This window comes from Anaerosporobacter sp., assembly GCF_965301125.1.
Map to the genome: position 1 here is coordinate 1 of NZ_CBDLAM010000005.1, position 22,618 is coordinate 22,618.

The window sequence follows — 22,618 nt, forward strand, 5'->3', positions numbered from 1 at the left end:
GTATATAATAGTATACCAAGCTAATCCCTATCGGTAAATTAATTTATTATACATTGTAGTAGTATAGCACATCTCATTTATAATTGTATAGACAAGGTTTGGATGCTATATATCATTTCCCTTTAGATTGTTAAGGTTGATTCCTTTGTTCTGCTTGTATTACCAGTTAATTATGTTATAATAATAAAAGATTATGGAAATAAAGCTGAGTAACGAAATAGTTACAATATTATTATGTTAAAGGAGTTATTCTAAGATGAATCTAGTAACAATTAGAGAGTTATACAAAGAAAAAGATAAATTCATCGGCCAAACTATTGAGGTAGGCGGATGGGTTAGAAGTATTCGTGATTCAAAAACATTCGGATTTATCGTTGTTAATGATGGAACATTCTTCGAAACATTACAGATCGTGTACAGTGACAAATTAAGCAACTTTGCTGATATTTCTAAACTGAATGTCGGTGCGGCTATTATTATCAAAGGACAACTTGTTGCAACACCTCAAGCAAAACAACCTTTTGAAATTCAAGCTGAGGAAATAGAGATTGAAGGTGCTTCTGCTCCTGAATATCCACTTCAAAAGAAAAGACACACCATGGAATACTTAAGAACTATCTCTCACTTAAGACCAAGAACGAATACATTCCAAGCAGTATTTCGTGTACGTTCTCTTATCGCATATGCAATTCATCAATTCTTCCAAGAAAGAGATTTCGTCTATGTTCACACTCCATTAATCACAGGTAGTGACTGTGAAGGTGCGGGTGAAATGTTTAGAGTTACTACTCTAGATATGAATGATGTTCCTAAGAATGATGACGGAAGTATTGATTACTCACAAGATTTCTTTGGTAAAGAAACTAACCTAACTGTAAGTGGTCAGTTAAATGGTGAAACTTATGCTATGGCATTCCGTAACATCTATACTTTCGGACCTACTTTCCGTGCTGAAAATTCTAACACAACAAGACATGCTGCTGAGTTCTGGATGATTGAACCAGAAATCGCATTTGCAGACTTAAAAGATGATATGATTCTTGCTGAAAGCATGATCAAATATGTAATCAATTATGTACTTGAACATGCACCAGAAGAAATGAATTTCTTCAACTCATTTATCGATAAAGGCTTAATCGAACGTTTACAACATGTTGCATCTTCTGATTTTGGACATGTTACTTATACAGAAGCAATTGAAATTCTTGAAAAGAATAACGACAACTTCGACTATAAAGTATCATGGGGTTGTGATTTACAAACAGAACATGAAAGATACCTTACTGAAGAAATATACAAAAAGCCAGTATTCGTAACAGATTATCCAAAAGACATCAAAGCTTTCTACATGAAACTTAATGATGATAACAAAACAGTTGCTGCTATGGACTTACTTGTACCTGGTATCGGTGAAATCATTGGTGGTAGCCAAAGAGAAGACAACTATGATAAATTAGTTGCTCGTATGAATGAATTAGGATTAAAAGAAGAAGATTATGACTTCTACTTAGACCTTAGAAAATACGGTTCAACTAGACATGCTGGATTTGGTCTTGGATTTGAAAGATGTGTTATGTACTTAACAGGTATGACAAACATCCGTGACGTAATCCCATTCCCAAGAACAGTTAACAACTGCGAATTATAAGATATACGTATATCGCTTGAACAATAGAAAGTAATCTACTTGAACTTTCTATTGTATATAGACAAGGACAATTATAAACCAATTATAGTTTGTAATTGTCCTTTTTTTTAATATATAATTCATAAGTATAATTAAGAAATAAAATACGTTCATTATCTTCTATCATCGACATACCATCAGTAAGAAGGTCATACCAAAGTGTCTTAACTTGCTTGTATCTGTGTATCAGTAAAGTAAATAAGCAAAACTCTAAATCACCTAAATTTGCTTCTTAGATACGTACTATAACTAAGAAACAATAGCGAAACATCTATAGTACTTCTTAGTGGGTACTTAGGCAACATAGCAAGGTGAGCCATGGATGGCGAGCCAGCCTGAGCTGAGGCAGGAGCCGAATCGAAGGCGGTTGCGTATCATTTGTACGCCTGTATTGTAACCGCTTAGAAGTACTTAGATGTGTAGCGTGTTTTGTGTTATAGAACGTAGCTAAGAAGCCTTATTACTGTAGATAGAGTTTTGCATCACAACCTAAAATACACAGATTATTTTAGTAATACTTCACCTGAATCTCTTTCCCCATCTTCTTCATATATTCTTTCAACTGCGCAATAAGATGCATACGAATACTAAGGTCAAATGGGAGATTAGGATTTTGATGAGCAACATTAATGGCTTTGCCTACAAACAGCTTCAACGAGGTACATTCTTCAATTAATACCTTAGCCAACTTTGATCCACCATTCTCCTTATCTAATTCCATGAAGAAATTCTCATCGATATCTTCTTCTACATATTCTTTCAAGAGAGATACCGCTCGATTTAGAGTTAATACCCCTTCTGTCACTAATTTAAAACCATCAATATGGGCGATTGGTGGAATATCTGGATCAACATAGTTTAGAGAAGTCTTAATCTCCCTATTCAAAACACGGGATACAATATTGGCACTTGTACCACCACACACAATTCTTTGGGCATCTTCACTCATGAAGTCCCTTATTAATACCTCATCATCCTCTTTTCTGCTAGGTGGTCCTGTGAAGATATGGACAACCTTCTTATCAATAATCCTTGCCACTGCTATGGTTGTATCATCACCTGGTGTTTGCATATATAAATCATCACATGCCTTACTAAGGATTGATGCTAATCTTGATGCAGATAGAGTCTTCTTCGTAGACTCAAGAGTATATTCAGCCATATGCTCCCAGGTCCAACCAAAATTCAAAACCTGCCCTACACCAGCATGAATTACACCATCACTCATAAGCACAAAACAATCATTTAATTTGACATCAAATCTACATTCCCTAATCTTTTTATCTGCTATAATTCGCTCTGTGAATGGAAGACGAATTATTGTTTCATCTCTTATAAATACACAACTTGGATTATCAAATTCAACTAGATATGCCTTACCATCTTGAAAAATCTGTAGGATACTAAATGTAGAATATGCCACTTGTCTCACTTGACATACTGGTAAGGTTTTTACAATTGTCTCCACACATTCATCAATCTTCGCACCATTTAAGAACATAGTACCTAATATTTTAGACGTTAAGGTAGCAAGAATATTTGCCTTCACACCACTTCCCATACCATCTGCTAAGATAATAATATAGGAGTTTTCCGTCTTTAATATTTCAACCTTATCACCGCATAATTCCTCATGGTGTTTATTCAAACTCTTATAGGATACATCTACGCTAATACTCATATCGTTCTTCCCTCCTGCTGCAAAGTCAATGGTTACATCGATTTAAGTCGACTATGCGATTTGAATCAACCTTTGGCTTATTCTTCTCCGTCATTCAATATGGTATCTCTTAATTTTGTCAGCGTTACTTTCGTCTCCGCTGTAGTTTCACCTAATAATCCAGCAATTTGCTGTGCCACTAACATCTGTTTATCAATTACTCTTTGCGCCATCTCAATTGTCTCAACTTTCACTCTATATGTCTGTTGCTTCTTCTCTTCATCTCTAGTAACATCTTGAAAAATACCCAATACATTATTCAATTCTTCGATGTAAACAATATTCTGTAAAGTAAATAACTTACGATCTGAATAATCTACCTTCTTACCATAAATATTTTTATGGGTCAACATTACCTCTTCAAAGTCTGTATGATCAATGAATTCATATAGATATCTATTAAGAGCTTCTGCCCTTGTCACATGAAAATATTTCGTAGCTGCCCCAGAGAACTCTACTATCCTCATATCAGCATCTACTACAATTATTATATTTGGTGTCGTGTCTAGTACAATGTTAGCCATAGACTGCGCTTTCTCATGCATATATGGTATACACATCGTAAGTTCCGCTTTCCCTTGATATACGGCAATTGCTTTATCCCTGCACGTTGGATAACCACAGGCACCACAATTTAATTCTTGATCCTTTTTCACTTTCCCAGTTTTCTTTAATATCTTCTTTAATTCTTCTTCTGATGGCATAGATTCTTCGGGTGCACGATTTTTAAAACTCTTCGCCAAAGACTCAATGCTCATACTATGAAACTCTTTCTGTTTTGGAGGTTCCTTTTTAATAGATTCCTCCATATCTAACTTTACTTTAAATCGAGATATATCATCTCTATTTACCGCTGTCCCCTTAATGCAACCACCATTGCATATATTAGCTTCAATAAAACAGCCTTCTACTTCTCCACGCTCCATACTCGCAAACAACTCCATACAATTCTTAATACCGTGTACATAGAATTTACGATATTGTTTAACATCTACTCCCTCTTCCATTGCTATAACCGAACTAATTATTCCGCTACTAATAGGGTAAAGGCGATTCACAGCTGGATTGCTATTATCAAACTCCCTTGGCTCCAAATCCTTTATGTGAATCCCTTCATTTGCTAACCACTCTTCAATTTCTTCAAAATTAATAACTGCATCTATGTATCCTCTTGTCCTTTCATCCCCTTCGGCTTCTCGCTTCTTTGCCATACATGGACCAAGAAATACCACCTTAACCTCCTCTCCTAAAACCTCTCGAATCATCTTACCATGTGCAATCATTGGCGATACAACTGGTGCCATCTCTCCTACCAAACTTGGATAATAGATTTCAATTAAATCGTTAGCACTTGGGCAACTTGTTGTAATGATATTACGCATCTTACCTTCCCTTATCAATCTCTCGTATTCATTAGTAACATAGACCGCTCCTTCAGCTGTCTCACGTACTTGATAAAAACCCAGCTTCTTAAGCGCTGTAACTATCTGTCCAGTACTATGATATTTCATAATACCTACATAAGAAGGAGCTATGGATATAACCGTCTTATAACCGTCAGCAATGTAATCTTTCACTTTCTCTAAATCACTAATGAATGTCTTGGCATTTTGTGGACATGCTTCTAGACAATGACCACACAGAATACACATATCATTCATAATCTGTGCCTGTTCGTTCTTAACTTGTATTGCTTTCACTTCACAAGTCCTAACACATTTATAGCAGTTTTTACATTTTGCTTCTTTAAAACCAATTACATTCATAGCGCCACCCTTTCTTATGCCAGCCTATTCAGAATTTGTTCCAAGAAGAATTGTTCCACCGTTGACGGACTAAGAGAAAACAACTCTTCATCAATCTTCACACATACACCGTTTACACATTCACCCATACAGAATGAACCACGTAGTTCAAGCTCGTTTTCCAAACCTTTTTCGTGTAGTAATTGTTGTAACTTTTCTATAATTTCCCGTGAACCTTTCAGATGACAGGAACTTCCTATACAAACGGTAACAATCATATTCCTACCTCCTAGGTCAGGTTAATGGTGCCTCTTTGGCACCATCAACCTGTTAACTTGTAACCGAATCGTTACATAGTATTAATATTTCTCACGATAAGTATAGTGTGTATGTAATTGATGATGTGCGATTTCACTACCTGGCTCTTTATAGTACTTAACATAAAGAGCTTTAATTGCAGGATTTTCATGTGATTTTCTAATCGTCTTAGCTTCATCAATATGGTAAGTTGCATTGGTACGTGCCTTTAATATCTCGCCATCACCATGATGATATGGTTGACCACCACCACCAATACAGCCACCTGGACAGGCCATTACTTCAACCGCATGAAGATTTCTAGGATTACCACTCTTAATCTCTTCCATAACTTTTCTAGCATTAGACAGACCATGTGCAACTGCAACATTAATATCCTGACCTGCAATAGTAACTGTTGCAACTTTCAAGCCATCGAATCCTCTAACTGTTTCGAACTCAACGTTTGACAAAGTCTTCTTCTCTAACTCCTCGTATACTGTTCTTAGAGCTGCTTCTAATACACCACCTGTTACGCCAAAGATTACTGCTGCTCCCGTTGACTCTCCTAACGGACTATCGTAATCACTATCAGGAAGATTAGAGAAATCTATATTCGCCATCTTAATCAGACGTGCTAATTCTCTTGTTGTAAGAACTACATCAACATCTGGATTACCATCTTCTTTCAATTCCTCCCTGTCTGCCTCGATTTTTTTGGCAGTACAAGGCATTACAGACACAACGAACATCTTTTTACGATCAATTTGTAATTCCTCAGCAAAATAATTCTTAGCGACCGCACCAAACATGCCTTGAGGAGATTTTGCTGAAGATGGCAAATCTAGCATATCTGGATAATTTGATTCATAAAAATTCACCCAACCAGGACAACATGAAGTTAATAATGGTAATGCTGCTTTCTCACCATTTAAGAATTTAGTGAGTCTATCGATTAATTCTGCTCCCTCTTCCATAATCGTTAAATCTGCTGCAAAATCTGTATCAAATACATAATCTGCACCAAGGTTTTTCAGTGCAGTAACCATTTTTCCAGTTGCATCCGTTCCGGGTTCCATTCCAAACTCTTCACCAATTGCTACCCTCGTAGCTGGTGCTGTCTGAACTACTACTGTCATAGCAGGATCAGCAAGTGCTTTGATCACCTTATCCGTATCGTCTTTTTCCATAAGTGCACCAACTGGACAGACAGCTACACATTGCCCACAACCAACACAAACCGTATTATCTAAGGACTCACCAAATGCAGTTCCAACAACAGCTTCAAATCCACGATCTACACCTGATAACGCATGAACAGATTGAATATCGGAGCACATCTTCTCACAACGTCTGCACATAATACATTTGGACATATCACGTACGATTGCTTTACTTATCTGCACTTCATATTCAGATTGTGCTTTTCCTGAAAGAGGAATGTCTACCACACCTGCTTTTCTGGCTAAATCCTGAAGTTCACACTTACCAGATTTGGAGCACGTTAAGCAATCATTCGGATGATCGGATATCATTAACTCAATAACCATCTTACGTGCATGTAAAACACGCATACTGCTAGTATTAATAACCATTCCTTCCATTACTGGTGTTGCACATGCAGGACATAGATTTCTTCTTCCCTCCACTTCAACAACACAAACACGACAGGAAGCTGGTTGACATTTATACTCTGTGTTATGTAATTTCATATAACACATTGTTGGTATATCAATACCAATGCTCTTTGCTGCATCTAGTATTGTACTACCTACGGCAGTGCTTACTTGCTTTCCATCTATTACTACATTGATTGTATTATTGTCTGCCAACTCAAATCACTCCTTTCCTTAATCAGCCTTTTGATATCGCACCGAATTTACATTTTTCCATACAAGCTCCACACTTGATACATAATTCAAGGTGAATAACATGTGGCTCCTTAACTTTCCCTTCAATTGCATTATTAGGACAAGTTCTTGCACATAAAGTACAGCCTTTACACTTATCCTCATCAATCTTATAGGACAATAGTTTACGACATACTCCTGCTGGACATTTCTTATCAACTACATGCGCTACATACTCATCATAGAATGCATCAAGTGTTGATAATACTGGATTTGGTGCTGTCTGCCCTAAACCACACAGTGCAGTATCCTTAATAACCTGACTAAGGTCTTTGAGTTCTTCAAGATGTTTCATCTCACCCTTACCTTCACAGATCATAGTAAGCAATTCTAATAACCTTGTTGTACCCACGCGACATGGTGTACACTTTCCACAAGATTCTTCTTGTGTAAATTCTAGATAAAACTTAGCAACTGCTGGCATACAGCTATCTTCATCCATAACAATCATACCACCAGATCCCATCATTGAACCTTTTGCTACTAAGTTATCAAAATCAATTGGAGTATCTAAGTCCTTCTCTGTTAAACACCCTCCAGAAGGTCCTCCTGTTTGAACTGCTTTGAACTTCTTTCCGTCTTTAATACCTCCACCTATATCAAATATAACTTCACGAAGTGTAATACCCATAGGAACTTCAATTAATCCTACATTATTAATCTTACCTGCTAAAGCAAATACCTTGGTACCTGCTGATTTTTCTGTACCAATGGAACGATACCACTCTGCACCATTTAATATAATCTGAGCAATGTTGGCATAGGTTTCAACATTGTTTACATTGGTAGGTTTCTCAAAGAAACCACTCTCAGCCGGGAATGGAGGTTTTGTTGTAGGCTCTCCACGACTTCCTTCCATAGAGTGCAATAATGCAGTTTCTTCACCACATACGAATGCTCCTGCTCCAAAAGTAATTTCAATATCAAAACTAAAATTCGTTCCAAGAATATTGTCTCCTAACAATCCATGGGCTCTTGCTGATTCTATTGCGTTTTCAAGCCTTGTTATTGCAAGTGGATATTCCGCACGGATATACACACGCCCCTTACTTGCATTGATTGCGTATCCACAAATAGCCATTGCTTCAACAACACTATGTGGATCACCTTCAAGGATAGAACGATCCATGAAGGCACCTGGGTCGCCCTCATCAGCATTACAAACAACATATTTTACATCTGCATCATAACGACTAGCAATCTCCCATTTAAGTCCCGTAGGGAAACCCGCTCCTCCTCTACCACGAAGCCCTGAGTCCTTCACGATTTGAATGACTTCTTTTGGTTCCATAGTCGTTAGGCATTTTGCAAGGGCTTGATACCCGTCTTCTCTTATGTATTGCGATATTTCACCTGGATCAATATATCCGCAATTTCTTAATGCAATACGCATCTGTTTCTTATAAAAATTCATATGTTTTGAATCAGGAATTGATTCTCCGGTAATTTGATCTTTATATAAAAGTCTCTCTACCTTCTCGCCATTCACAATATGGCTTCTAACAATTTCCTTAGCATCTTCAGGTGTCACTTCCGTATAAAATGTATTATCTGGAAGTATCTTCACAATTGGTCCCTTTTCACAGAAACCAAAACACCCCGTCATCAAAACAGTAACTCGTTCCGTAAGATTTTCAGCAGCTAGTTCTTCTTCCAAATTTTCAACAATTAAACTGGAATTTGAAGATTTACATCCCGTTCCCCCACAAACTAAAATAGTAATTTTCTGATTTTTCTGCGCTTCTAATGCTTTGGCCTTAACTTCACAAAGTTCTTCTAAAGTATTAATTTTTGCCATATAAATACTTACTCCTTTCAAAGTCTAGCGACTTTAGTGAAGCACAAATCGCCATATGACTTCCTTGATTGTCATGCCTTTTCTGTACTTTTACGCACAAAAAACACCGAATATTGAACTATCATAATAAATCAATATTCAGCCAATATGTCTTTTACCATATCCTTCGTTACTCTACCGTAAACCTTGTCACCAACCATGACAACTGGTGCTAAACCACAAGCTCCAACGCAACGAAGCGCATTTAATGAAAATTTGCCATCTGCAGTCGTTTCATTACAGGATATACCCAACTGTTTTTGGAATTCTTCTAAAACTGGTTCCGCTCCTCTAACATAACAAGCAGTACCTAGACAAACAGATATATTATGTTCACCTTTTGGAATCATTGAAAAATACGAATAAAATGTTACCACTCCATAAACTTTAGACGTAGGTACATCCATCTTTCTCGCTACAAAGAATTGGACCTCTTTAGGAAGATACCCGAAAATCCCCTGTGCGCGATGAAGTACGCGAATTAGTTCTCCTTTTTTAGAAGGAAGAGAATCTATGTATGCACCTAATTCTTCGTATTTCTCCTTTGACAAACTATCCATTGCCATGTCGCTTACACCTCCTAATAATAGTATAATTAGTCTCACTATATAGTGTTTGGAACTAAAGAGTCACAACAACTAGTCCATCAACTGAGAATGTTTTTCTTTTCCAAGTCTCTCCTTTGTCTATTTTGTACTATTTGTTAAACTTTTATCAAGTAAGTTTAATATATATATTATATCAATTATTCCAATCATTGTAAACATATTAGTGAAGTCTTTTGTATCTACTTTATTTATAATACTTTTTTTGTATATAATGTCGAATCACCTCCTATCAAGGCATTGTATTTCAACTACTATAATACTTGATTTGAAATCTATTGTATTTATTTAGTATTAATTAATAATTTTGCTTGACATTTGATTTGAATCAAATTATAATGATAACAATTACTATTATCTTGAGGGGAGGTTACTTATGGCTAACTTAAAATATAGCAGACAGCGAGAAGCTATTAAGGAGTATCTTGCAAACACTACCTGCCATCCAACTGCTGATATGGTTTATATGAATATTAAAAAGACATATCCCAATATTAGTTTAGGTACTGTTTATCGTAATCTTAATCTCTTAGCTGAGCATGGTGAAATTATAAAGGTTTCTTGTGGTGATGGAAGTGATCGTTTTGATGGTAATAAACAACATCATTACCATTTTATTTGTGATGAATGTGGTGATATTATAGATCTTAATATAGATTCTATTGAACACATCAATACCATTGCTAACGCGTCATTTCCAGGTAAAATCAATAGTCATTCTGTTTATTTTTACGGAACTTGCGAAAATTGCATGAAATCAGAATAATTTTTTTTACAATTAATATATAAAATGGCCTCAAAGGCGCATATGTGAGACATCTCTTACATAGATTCGCTTTTGAGGCCATTTTATGTGTTTTATATATTATACAACTTCATTTATCCTACTCTTTTGAATATTTTAAATAATTTTAAAAATAATCGAAAATATACTTGACAAAGTTTCTCAATTAGAGTATCATATTCAATATCAGTAATGATTACTATTTTTATCAAAAAATTATATTTTAAAAACTTTGAAGCAAGAAAAGGAGATAATAATGAAGAAATTTGTTTGTCAAATCTGTGGTTATGTACATGAAGGAGAATCAGCTCCAGAAAAATGTCCAATCTGTGGCGTAGGTGCTGATAAATTTACAGAACAATCAAGTGAAATGACTTGGGCTGCTGAACATGTTTTAGGTGTTGCTCAAGGTGTTAGCGAAGACATCCTTAAAGACTTAAGAGATAACTTCACTGGCGAATGCACTGAAGTTGGTATGTATCTTGCTATGGCACGTGTTGCTCATAGAGAAGGATATCCAGAAATTGGTTTATACTACGAGAAAGCTGCTTATGAAGAAGCAGATCACGCTTCTAGATTTGCTGAATTATTAGGTGAGGTTGTAACTGACAGCACTAAGAAGAATCTTGAATTAAGAGTCGCTGCTGAAAATGGTGCTACAGCTGGTAAATTCGATCTTGCTAAACGTGCTAAAGAAGCTAATCTTGATGCAATCCATGATACAGTTCATGAAATGGCAAGAGATGAAGCTAGACATGGCAAAGCTTTCGAAGGTTTATTAAACAGATATTTCGGAAAGTAAGAAACAAAACAAATAATAATATATAACTCCTCCCCCCTTAGCTTATATATTGAAAAAGATTATCATATGAAGTGTTTCCCCAAAACTATGCTATTGTAGTTTACCTCTCACTTCTATGGTAATCTTTTTGTTTTATACGTTAATACACTGGTAGCCAAAACCAAACTACAATATTGATTATTTAACACTCCATTTTTTAAGCAATATGCATAAACCTATCTCCTATATTCATTGACAAACTGTCAGTTTTATAGTATGTTAAGTATATAGTTTAATCATTAAACAAATAGTACATAGCACCACCGTATAGAAAGGATGAGGTATTTACATGTTATATATCGGTATTGATTTAGGTACATCAGCAGTCAAACTTCTACTTATGGACGAGGCAGGGGATATTAAAAAGATTGTTTCAAAAGAATATCCAATTTTCTTCCCACAAACAGGATGGTCAGAACAAAACCCAGAAGATTGGTACAATGCAACAATTGCAGGTTTGAAAGAATTAACTGCTGAATGCGACACTACATTAATTAGTGGGTTAAGTTTCAGCGGTCAAATGCATGGACTCGTTATTCTTGATAAAGATGATCAAGTTATTCGTCCAGCAATCTTATGGAATGATGGCCGTACTCAAAAAGAGTGTGACTACTTAAACAATAAAATCGGAAGAGACAAATTATCAGAATATACAGCAAATGTAGCTCTTACTGGTTTTACTGCTCCTAAGATTCTATGGGTTAAGAATAATGAACCTGATAACTTCTCACGAATTGAGAGAATTATGCTACCAAAAGATTACTTGGCCTATCGATTAACAGGAAATCACTGTACAGATGTCTCAGATGCCTCTGGTATGCTACTACTTGATGTTAAGAATAAATGTTGGTCCAAAGAAATGATTCAAATCCTTGGCTTAAACGAAAGCCAATTAGCAAAGATATATGAAAGCTCTGATGTTATTGGAACGATGAAAGAGTCTGTCGCTACTGAATTAAACTTTCCTTCTACTGTTAAAGTTATTATTGGTGGTGGCGATCAAGCTGTTGCTGCAGTTGGTACTGGTACCGTTGGTGATGGAATGTGTAATATCTCACTTGGCACATCTGGTGTTGTATTCATCGCAAGTAAGAACTTCGCTGTAGACGATAACAACGCATTACACTCCTTTGCTCATGCTGATAGAAAATATCACCTTATGGGTGTTACTCTTAGTGCTGCTGCCTCTAATAAATGGTGGATGGACGAAATTATCGGAACGAAAGATTATGCTACTGAGCAAAAAGAGATTATTAAACTAGGGGAAAATAACGTATTTTTCTTACCATATCTAATGGGAGAAAGAACTCCTCATAACAATCCAGATGCTAGAGGTACTTTCATCGGAATGACTATGAATACATCAAGGGCTGATATGACACAAGCTGTACTAGAAGGTGTTGCTTATTCCTTAAGAGACTGTCTAGAGATTGCACGTTCTCTTGGTGTAATAATCGAACGTACTCGTATTAATGGCGGTGGCGCAAAGAGTCCTTTGTGGAAAAAGATTATTGCTAACGTTATGAACGTTACCGTAGACACAATTAATAGTGAAGAAGGCCCTGCTTTCGGAGCTGCTATCCTTGCTTGTGTGGGTTGTAAAGAATATGCTACGGTTGAAGAAGCAACTAGCAAATTGATTCAAGTTGTGGATTCTATTGAACCAGATGCTGAATTAGTATCTGCCTATAACAGGCAGTATGAAAAATTTACTAAGCTTTATCCTGCATTAAAAGACGTATTCCAATTAATCAAATAAACCATTTATGCACCGGAGAAAAACAATTCAAGAAAGGTGCCAATGACGTACATTTCATGTTCGCCATAGGCACCTTCTTCGAATTCTTAGTTAACAACGCCTTTATATAATTCTATATAATTCTGATTAACATCTTCTTCACACTACATCTTCATAACCACGTTCATATAGCTTAAGTCTACCTTGCTTTCCAACAAAATTGATTACTCCTACACTACACATTACATTTAAAGATACCTGTGCTAATGTTATTGATACCTTTGCTATCTTGGAATAATCTTTCGTAGTAAACTGTTCTGGTAATTCTTTCGGAATCATCTTACGGTAATCCGATACAGCATTGATCGTAATCTCTTCTTCAAGACCGATAGGTATTCGATCACTACAACTAGATCCTTTCTTACGGTCCCTACTCCACCCATTAAGGAAACGATATTCCTCCACTTCAACCATAACAATTCTAAGACGAAGATTAGGATTGTCCAGATATTCTTTAATTTTATATAGTTCAACAAAGATCTGATGAGGCTTCCCCTTTTTTGGAGATTTTCTTCTAGGGCTTACTTCTCCCGTTGTCTCATCTATCCAACATATCCACTTGCAACAAGCAATTGGATATACAATAGTAACTGGATGCTTTGGTAAAAAGACACTTAATTTTCCTCTAAGCTTATTAAATTGTTTTGTTTGTATCTCAATAATACCAGCTTCATTGAAGATATCAGCAACTTTAGCTCCAATCTTGATCTCCTGTTTGCTGTTATCTGGCTCATAATAATTCTTCAATACAGAATGTAACGTTTTCTCACTTAATGTTCCAATTCCTTCTCTTGTTGCAACAGAATTAACCACCATATCACAAACTGTATCAAAACGATCCTTATCTACCATACTCTTACTCCAAACTATACTACAAAAGTAATTACTGACGAACAAGATGAATGAGTGTTGATTGGTAATCTCCCCACTTTTGGTTGATTAGAATTCCTGCATTCATGTAAGCAGCTCCCGTTAATACGAAATCAGTTCCTTCCCAAGCATATAATGCATCTTCTTGAAGACCTTTTAATCGAATACGTCTGCTATGTGAATTCGGTACATTCATTACATGAACATAAGTAACCAAAGCCTCACTCTTATCAGGTGCAACGACTTCGTAACAATCATAATTTTTTGTTTCTGATACATTGGCTATGCGATAATAATCCCCACTTTGAATTAACATAGCATATTTATGATACATGTCAACCTGCTCTGGAATCATATCTCTATCTTCTTTAGAAATCTTCGTCACATCTAACTCATAACCAAATGTTCCAGCTAATGCTACATGTCCTCTTGTCATAAATGGTGTCACCCTTCCAGTTGCATGATTTGGACAATCACTAACATGGGCACCAATTGTTGAAAGTGGATATATCATAGCTGTACCACGTTGAATTTCCAAACGTTCGATTGCATCTGTATCATCTGAGCACCAAATCTGTGGGCTATAATATAGCATACCTGCATCAAATCTTGCTCCTCCACCAGAGCAATTCTCTAGTAGAATATCTGGGAAATCCGTAACGAAACGTTCCATCATTTCATACACTCCAAGAACATAACGGTGAGATAACTCTCCCATCTGATCGCTACTTAACACTTTACTTCCTAAATTCGTTAGCTGACGATTCATATCCCATTTTACGTATTCAATGTTTGCACTTGTTAGAATGTCTTTTAGTCGTCCGTATACATAGTCTCGTACATCTTCACGTCCGATATCAAGGACATACTGATTTCGGCTTAATGTCATTGGCTTTCCTTCGATTTGTATCGCCCAATCAGGATGTTGTTCATATAGTTTTGATTCTGGTGAAATCATCTCTGGCTCAAACCAGATACCAAATTTCATTCCGAGTGCATTCACATCATCAACTAATGATTTCAAACCACCTTCAATTTTCTCTTCATTCACGAACCAGTCGCCAAGTGCACGGTTATCATCACAACGATTTCCAAACCAACCATCATCCATTACCAACATCTCAATCCCAAGCTCAGACGCTTGTTTTGCTATGGAAACTAATTTTTCTTTGTTAAAATCGAAGTATGTAGCTTCCCAGTTATTAATTAAGATTGGACGTTTTTGATCTTTATATTTACTACGAATTAGGTGTCTTCTATATATGTTATGGAAGTTACGCGTCATCTGTCCAATTCCTTCGCTTGAATACGTCATTACAACTTCAGGTGCTTGGAATTCCTCACCAGACTTTAATAACCAACGAAATTCTTCTGGATTAATACCCATTAACAGCCTTGAGCTATTAAATTGCGTTCCTTCCACTTGCGCATTAAAGTTGCCTGAATAAACAAAGTTAAAGCCATATACCTCACCGAAATCTTCTGTGGCATCCTTTGTACATAATGCCATGAATGGATGTTCTTGATGACTAGATTCTCCACGAACAGAATTCACCCCTTGTTTTCCTAGAGAAAGAGATGCTCTTTGAACATGTCGCTCTCTTGCCCAAGAACCATGTAATGTTATCACATCATAATCCACTCCATCAAAATCCATACAACAAGAATATACTTTTTCAATCATTACCGATTTATCTGTTTTATTAACAAGTTTAACATCTCTAGTAATAACATCTTCTTCTTCAAATACACTGTAGGAAAGTACAACTTGTACCCCTGTATAAACATCTTCGCACAGTATTGACAAGCTCATGCAGCTAGATTCATCTCCAAAGGTTGCTGGCAATCCCTTCAAACTATCTTTCCCATGTCTTATAGTATGGCCAACATAACGTAAACAACTAGCAGTATGTCCCTCTTCACTACGAAGCTTCAATGCTGAATCTCTATAATCTCCTATTCCATGTGTAGAATATTCAGTTGGAAATGTATCATAAAACGAACAACGATCTCTATCATTCTGTGTTGGTACAAAAGGTGGTTCATAAATTCTGAGTAGATAAGACATCTCCTCATCCCCTATCTTCTTACCATAATAGACATGTCCAATGAATTGTTCTTTATCAACAATTGCAATCATATATGTAGATTTTTTAGTATCAAGCTTAAATGTTTTACTGTTTTCAATATAAGTAATTCCCATAAGATTCCTCCATAAGTTAGTATACTGTCATTGTAACTTGAGTTGTTATAATAATCAATTGGTTTTTAAAATTAAATTAAGTTATTTTTAAGCAAGTACTAACCTAAAAAATTACATCATATTAACCATTATAAAAAGTGATGTAATTAATACTAAAAAGGACTGTCGCGTATATAAATACAGACAGTCCCTACATATATTATTATTTGTTTTTGGATTATTTAAGCATCTTGTTGTAATCTACTATTTTCTGTTAGCAGGTTCGATATTAATATTCTTGCCTTTAATTTTAGCATCTTTCATAACTTGAATTACTTCTCCAGCATATTCTGTTGGTACTTCAACAAATGTATACTTATCAAACATATCAATTGTACCAATTAATCTACCTGGCATTCCAGTTTCTCCAGCAATAGCTCCAAGAATATCTCCTGGTCTAGCATTTTGCTTTTTACCGATATTAATGAATAGACGAACCATTCCTTCTCTAGCACCAGTATCTCCAAAGTTAATAGCTTCTGAAGAAAGTGTATCGTTTTGATCGCTATCACCCATAGCTAATTTAAAGAATGCTGCAGCTACATCAAGTGAAGTGTAATCTTCTTCATTTACTCTAGCTTCTATTACATCTACCATCTTACTTAAATCTTCTGTCTTGATTAATTCATCGATTTGATTAAGAATCTTCTCAAACTTTGTATTCGTAACATCATTAATAGATGGTATTGGTTGACATATAATCTTTGTCTTACAATATCTTTGAATATCTTTTAGTTTATACACTTCTTTGCCAACAACAAAAGTAAATGCTTTACCTGTTCTTCCTGCACGACCTGTTCTACCAATACGGTGAACATAGAATTCATCATCTTGAGGTACATCATAGTTGAATACGGCTTCTACATCATCAACATCGATACCTCTAGCCGCTACATCAGTTGCTACTAGGATTTCAGTTTTTCCATTACGGAATCCATTCATTACACGGTCTCTTTGCTGTTGTTTCAAGTCTCCGTGAAGACCTTCTGCAAAATATCCTCTGCCTTTTAAAGCAGTAACTAATTCATCTACCATTTTCTTAGTATTACAGAATACTAAAGAAAGTTTTGGTCCATACATATCAAGCAATCTTGATAGTACTTCTTCTTTATTCTTAGGTTTTACTTCATAGTAATACTGTTCAATCTTAGGTACTGTTAATTCTTTCTTAACTACCTTAATAATCTTCGCATCTTTTTGGTACGTACGCGCAATATCCATAATTGGCTTTGGCATTGTTGCAGAGAATAATACTGTTTGACGTTCTTCTGGCATTTCCTTAAGTATTGTTTCAATATCCTCACGGAATCCCATGTTAAGCATCTCATCAGCTTCATCAAGAACAATCATCTTTACTTCATTAAACTTTACAGTTTTTCTTCTCATATGGTCCATAACACGCCCTGGTGTACCAATTACAACTTGCGTTCCAGCTTTAAGAGAGCGAATCTGTTTTGTAATATCTTGACCACCATAGATTGGTAGTACTTTAATTCCATGAAGGAATTTTGCTAATTTTCGTATCTCATCAGCAACCTGAATTGCTAATTCTCTAGTTGGACATAAAACTACAGCCTGAAGATGTTTGTTCTTTGGATCAATTGATTCAAGTAGCGGGATACCGAAAGCTGCTGTCTTTCCTGTACCAGTCTGCGCTTGACCAATAATGTCTCCTCCTTCTAATACTGCAGGTATAGCTTTAGCCTGTATTGGGCTTGCTTGCTCGAAGCCCATCTCAACAATCCCTCGTAATAAGGGCGCGGATAAATTTAACTCATCAAATCTAACTGTTTCCATTTCTATAATTAATCCTTTCTGTTCTTATTAGTATAAGAATCAGCGTCGAAGTAGATTTCCACAAAAAAACCCTTAGACCTTTCAATCCGGGACTAAGAGTACCTAATTAAGTGAAGCATCGCATTTATATAATTTCTTATAAGTACCTATTTTATAACATAACTGTTCAGTTAACCAATTATATAACTTCTCTATCGAAGAAACATTTTTTAGAAACAAACCATAATTTCTCAATCTTTTCCAATAAAAGAAAACAATTACGTACAACGAAATAAACAACCAATCCCAATACCATCATTAGGCATTTTGCCTAACTTTCACATTTCGTTCTTGTGAAGTATAACATGTACATTTGTAAATGTCAAGAAAACATACTTTATTTTGTATAAAAATAGTCTTAAGATTTCTACAAATAATGCAATACAAATTGAAAATGATTACATTTGTTTTACCGATTTACCTTGTTGAATCTTTCCAGGAACAACTACACGCTCAATAATAGCAGTTCTTGGCTTTTCAATTAAATTAACTAAATGAGCAGCTGCCTCTTTTCCCAAGCGAGATGTATCCTGCTTTAAGGTTGTTAATTCAGGTTCTAAAACATTAGAAATGGTAAGTCCATCGTATCCCACAACCGAGATATCTTCGGGAATTCGATATCCCATTCCTTTGATTACGTTAATTCCACCGATACATGCGAAATCATCCGGATAGAAGATACAAGTTGGGCGATCCTTTAACTGTAATAATTCTCTTGTAATTTCGGCTGCTTTTTGCGTTTCATGATAAACACCCTCTCTCACATATTCGTCTGGAATCTCTACATTCAATTCTTCTAATGTACGGTAAAAACTAGCTAAACGATCCGTTGTAACCGAAGATTCCGCACCATGAATATACGCAATTTTTCTATGTCCCGCTTGATAAACAAATTCCACTAAATCATGCATACCTTGAACATTATCTGACATAACAGCAATCCTATTATTAAAAATATGGTCAATTGTAAGTACAGGAAGATCACTATTGATTAATTCAATTACTTCTGGGTGATTAAAGTTTACGCACGCAATAACAACACCATCAACACCACGATACATACAATGCTCATAGTAAGACATCGTACGAACTCCAATGCGATGATTAATAAATGTAATATCATATCCCTTTTTCTCTGCTTCAACCTTAAATCCTTCTAGTACACTTGCAAAATATTCATGGGTAAGCCCACTATTGGCATCATCAACAAATAACACACCTATATTATAGGTACGATTTGTTTTCAAAGCGCGAGCAGCAGAGTTTGGAAAATACCCCATTTCTTTTGCCGTTTCTTTAATTATCTGTTTTTTTTCTTGACTAATATCACTATGATCATTTAAAGCTTTACTAACTGTTGCAACAGAAACATTACACTTTAAAGCAATATCCTTCATCGACACCATATTAGTTTCCCCCCAAAATAGCACTTTACCTTTGACATTATACAACATTATCTATGAATAAGCAAAAAATTAATTGCTCACAAATACTGAAAAAAGCCTTTCGTAATTTACTATATTTTTCTTAAACGATTACGTTGACCACTATAACATATTTTTTGTATTATTGCAATATATTCGAATACATTACAACTGCTTTTTATTATATATAGCACAAATAAACCCTATTTTGTTACCTAATTTTTCTTTTTTTAAGTTATAGTACTTAATTTCATTTATAAAGGCATTCTTTTTCTCTCAACGCCTTTATTGTTTAGTATAGTAATCAAACTAAATATAAAAAACAGTTTTGGTGTGTTTTTTTACCATATTATCTTATTATTTTTGTATGTTTTCAACAAAGATTTGGTTTGATATTGCTTTTGTTTCGTTTGTAATATATACTAAATTATATAGAGAATATGAGTCGACTCATTTACTTAATCGTTTTCATTACCATTGCTCAATTTTAATAAGCAATCGAGTGTGGTATCTATGATATAGCTAATTATAATTTTATAAAAGAATGGAGAATGAATAAGATGAAATTTGGTTATTTTGATGACGCAAGACAAGAATACGTTATTACCTCACCAACTACACCACTTCCATGGATTAACTATTTAGGATGCGAGAATTTCTTTTCTTTAATTTCTAACACATGTGGTGGATACAGTTTCTACAAAGATGCTAAACTATTACGTTTAACTCGCTATCGTTATAATAATGTTCCAGCTGATACAAATGGTCGCTATTATTACATCAAAGATGGCGATACCGTTTGGAATCCAGGTTGGCAACCAGTTCAAACTGAGCTTGATTCCTATAGCTGTCGTCACGGACTAGGATACAGTGTGTTCGAGTCAACAAAGAACGAGTTAGCAGCTGAATTAACGGCTTTTGTTCCATTAAATAATAACTGCGAAATTAACCGCTTAACGCTTACGAATAAAAGTAGTCAAGCTAAAGACATATCATTATTCTCCTACATAGAATTCTGTTTATGGAATGCCGTTGATGATATGACGAACTTTCAAAGAAACTTCAGCATCGGAGAAGTTGAAATCGAAGGTTCTGCAATTTATCACAAGACAGAATACAGAGAAAGAAGAAATCACTATGCTGTATATTCTGTTAACACTGCTATTGATGGATATGATACAGATCGAGACTCTTTCCTTGGTGCCTACCGTGGCGTAAACCGCCCTATCGTTGTAGAACAAGGTCAATCTACCAATTCAAAAGCAAGTGGTTGGGCTCCAATTGGTTCACATAATATTAACGTTACTTTACAACCAGGTGAAGAAAAAACATATATCTTCGTTTTAGGATATCTTGAAAATGAAGAAGAAAACAAATGGGAAGCTCCTGGTGTAATTAATAAAGCTCCTGCTAAAGAGATGTTAGCGAAGTTTAATACCAATGAACAAGTAGAAGCAGCTCTTAACGAATTAAAAGAACATTGGCAAAATCTTTTATCCAAATATACTGTAGAAACTAATGATGATAAATTAACTAGAATGATTAACACTTGGAACCAATATCAATGTATGGTTACCTTCAATATGTCACGTTCTGCTTCTTACTACGAATCAGGTACTGGACGTGGTATGGGATTCCGTGATTCTTGTCAGGACTTACTTGGATTCGTTCATTTAATTCCAGACCGTGCTCGTGAAAGAATTATTGATATTGCTTCTACTCAATTCGAAGATGGTAGCGCATATCACCAATACCAACCACTTACTAAAAAAGGTAATATGGATATTGGTAGTGGTTTCAACGATGATCCATTATGGTTAATCGCTTGCGTGTCTGCATACATAAAAGAAACTGGTGATTTCGGAATCTTAGAAGAATCTGTTCCATTTGATAATGATGAAACAAAAGCACAGACTTTAATGGAACATTTAAGACGTTCTTTTGAATTTACAAATACAAACCTTGGACCACACGGTTTACCACTCATCGGTAGAGCAGACTGGAATGACTGTCTAAACCTTAACTGCTTCTCTAAAACACCAGGTGAGTCTTTCCAAACTTGTTCCAACTTCGAAAGTGGTAAAGCAGAATCGGTATTCATCGCTGGTATGTTTGTGAAATACGGTAAAGAATATGCTGAACTATGTAAGAGAACTGGAAACCAAGCAGAAGCTGATCGTGCACTTGCTGCTGTAGATAGGATGTATGCTACTGTTCTTGAAAGTGGTTGGGATGGCGAATGGTTCCTTCGTGCATACGATGCATTTAGTGAAAAAATCGGTTCAAAAGAATGTGAAGATGGTCAAATCTTCATTGAGCCACAAGGTTTCTGTGTCCTTGCTGGAATTGGTGTTGAAGAAGGTCTTGCAGAGAAAGCGTTAAACTCTGTAAAAGAGAAACTTGATACAAAATATGGTGTAATGTTATTACAACCTGCTTATAAAGATTACCATGTAAATCTTGGTGAAGTATCCTCATACCCACCTGGTTACAAAGAAAACGCTGGTATCTTCTGCCACAACAATCCTTGGGTTTCTATTGCTGAAACAGTTATTGGACGTGGCGATCGTGCTTTTGAAATCTACAAAAAGACTTGTCCAGCTTATGTTGAAGAAATTAGTGAAATCCACCGTACAGAACCATATGTATATTCACAAATGGTTGCTGGTGCTGATGCTCCTCGCCATGGCGAAGCTAAGAATAGTTGGTTAACAGGTACTGCAGCTTGGACATTTGTTAATGTTTCACAATATATTATTGGTATCCGTCCTGAATTCGATGGTCTTGTAGTTGATCCTTGTATCCCAAGTGACATGCCAGGATTCAAAGCTACACGAATATTCCGTGGTGTAACCTATAACATCACTGTTGAGAATCCAAATGGAGCTCAAAAAGGTGTTGCTAAGTTAATTGTTGATGGTCAAGAAATGAATGGCAACATGATTCCATTCGTAGATGGAAAGAAAGAATACAGTGCGACAATTATACTAGGATAATTTTTAGTACTCTCCTTCTTAACCTA

15 protein-coding genes are annotated in these 22,618 nt (G+C 35.7%); 5 read left to right on the forward strand and 10 right to left on the reverse strand.

Features of this window, described 5'->3' with window-relative positions; genetic code table 11:
- The first annotated feature begins 256 nt into the window (after positions 1–256).
- On the forward strand, positions 257–1,648 hold the full coding sequence (asnS, locus tag ACW2QF_RS01050) for an asparagine--tRNA ligase (RefSeq protein ID WP_455714133.1): 1,392 nt from the start codon (positions 257–259) through the stop codon (positions 1,646–1,648).
- A gap of 547 nt (positions 1,649–2,195) precedes the next feature.
- Here the strand turns inward: asnS and ACW2QF_RS01055 are convergent.
- From ACW2QF_RS01055 to ACW2QF_RS01080, 6 genes are all read right to left on the reverse strand, one after another.
- Positions 2,196–3,368: a SpoIIE family protein phosphatase gene (locus ACW2QF_RS01055; protein WP_455714134.1), complete on the reverse strand. Its 1,173-nt coding sequence runs from the start codon at positions 3,366–3,368 to the stop codon at positions 2,196–2,198.
- A 77-nt stretch (positions 3,369–3,445) separates the two neighbouring features.
- On the reverse strand, positions 3,446–5,173 hold the full coding sequence (locus ACW2QF_RS01060) for a [Fe-Fe] hydrogenase large subunit C-terminal domain-containing protein (protein ID WP_455714135.1): 1,728 nt from the start codon (positions 5,171–5,173) through the stop codon (positions 3,446–3,448).
- A gap of 14 nt (positions 5,174–5,187) precedes the next feature.
- A complete protein-coding gene (locus ACW2QF_RS01065) occupies positions 5,188–5,430 on the reverse strand; it encodes a (2Fe-2S) ferredoxin domain-containing protein (protein ID WP_455714136.1) in 243 nt (80 codons plus the stop codon).
- 81 nt (positions 5,431–5,511) lie between these two features.
- Positions 5,512–7,281 carry an NADH-dependent [FeFe] hydrogenase, group A6 gene (locus ACW2QF_RS01070; RefSeq protein ID WP_455714137.1) on the reverse strand — a complete coding sequence of 590 codons (1,770 nt, stop codon included), beginning with the start codon at positions 7,279–7,281 and terminating at the stop codon, positions 5,512–5,514.
- A 22-nt stretch (positions 7,282–7,303) separates the two neighbouring features.
- On the reverse strand, positions 7,304–9,157 hold the full coding sequence (locus tag ACW2QF_RS01075; RefSeq protein WP_455714138.1) for an NADH-ubiquinone oxidoreductase-F iron-sulfur binding region domain-containing protein: 1,854 nt from the start codon (positions 9,155–9,157) through the stop codon (positions 7,304–7,306).
- A 131-nt stretch (positions 9,158–9,288) separates the two neighbouring features.
- Entirely contained in the window at positions 9,289–9,762 is a 474-nt protein-coding gene (locus ACW2QF_RS01080; protein ID WP_455714139.1) for an NADH-quinone oxidoreductase subunit NuoE family protein, read from the reverse strand.
- A 415-nt stretch (positions 9,763–10,177) separates the two neighbouring features.
- Between ACW2QF_RS01080 and ACW2QF_RS01085 the strand changes: the two genes are divergently transcribed.
- From ACW2QF_RS01085 to xylB, 3 genes are all read left to right on the forward strand, one after another.
- The gene (locus ACW2QF_RS01085; protein WP_455714140.1) at positions 10,178–10,567 is read left to right on the forward strand and encodes a Fur family transcriptional regulator; all 390 of its coding nucleotides are present in this window, start codon (positions 10,178–10,180) and stop codon (positions 10,565–10,567) included.
- 274 nt (positions 10,568–10,841) lie between these two features.
- Positions 10,842–11,387: an NADH peroxidase gene (locus tag ACW2QF_RS01090; protein ID WP_455714141.1), complete on the forward strand. Its 546-nt coding sequence runs from the start codon at positions 10,842–10,844 to the stop codon at positions 11,385–11,387.
- Between the two features lie 328 nt (positions 11,388–11,715).
- Positions 11,716–13,185, forward strand: a complete 1,470-nt coding sequence (gene xylB, locus ACW2QF_RS01095) for a xylulokinase (RefSeq protein WP_455714142.1) — start codon at positions 11,716–11,718, stop codon at positions 13,183–13,185.
- Between the two features lie 138 nt (positions 13,186–13,323).
- Here xylB and ACW2QF_RS01100 read toward each other — a convergent pair whose 3' ends face one another.
- The 4 genes from ACW2QF_RS01100 to ACW2QF_RS01115 form a co-directional block, all read right to left on the reverse strand.
- The gene (locus tag ACW2QF_RS01100) at positions 13,324–14,076 is read right to left on the reverse strand and encodes a hypothetical protein (RefSeq protein ID WP_455714143.1); all 753 of its coding nucleotides are present in this window, start codon (positions 14,074–14,076) and stop codon (positions 13,324–13,326) included.
- Positions 14,077–14,107: 31 nt separating this feature from the next.
- A complete protein-coding gene (locus ACW2QF_RS01105; protein ID WP_455714144.1) occupies positions 14,108–16,297 on the reverse strand; it encodes an alpha-galactosidase in 2,190 nt (729 codons plus the stop codon).
- 243 nt (positions 16,298–16,540) lie between these two features.
- The gene (locus ACW2QF_RS01110) at positions 16,541–18,133 is read right to left on the reverse strand and encodes a DEAD/DEAH box helicase (RefSeq protein ID WP_455714145.1); all 1,593 of its coding nucleotides are present in this window, start codon (positions 18,131–18,133) and stop codon (positions 16,541–16,543) included.
- A gap of 437 nt (positions 18,134–18,570) precedes the next feature.
- The gene (locus ACW2QF_RS01115; RefSeq protein WP_455714146.1) at positions 18,571–19,578 is read right to left on the reverse strand and encodes a LacI family DNA-binding transcriptional regulator; all 1,008 of its coding nucleotides are present in this window, start codon (positions 19,576–19,578) and stop codon (positions 18,571–18,573) included.
- Positions 19,579–20,156: 578 nt separating this feature from the next.
- On the opposite strand from ACW2QF_RS01115, the gene ACW2QF_RS01120 reads away from it, so the two are divergent.
- Positions 20,157–22,592: a GH36-type glycosyl hydrolase domain-containing protein gene (locus tag ACW2QF_RS01120; RefSeq protein ID WP_455714167.1), complete on the forward strand. Its 2,436-nt coding sequence runs from the start codon at positions 20,157–20,159 to the stop codon at positions 22,590–22,592.
- Positions 22,593–22,618: the final 26 nt, after the last annotated feature.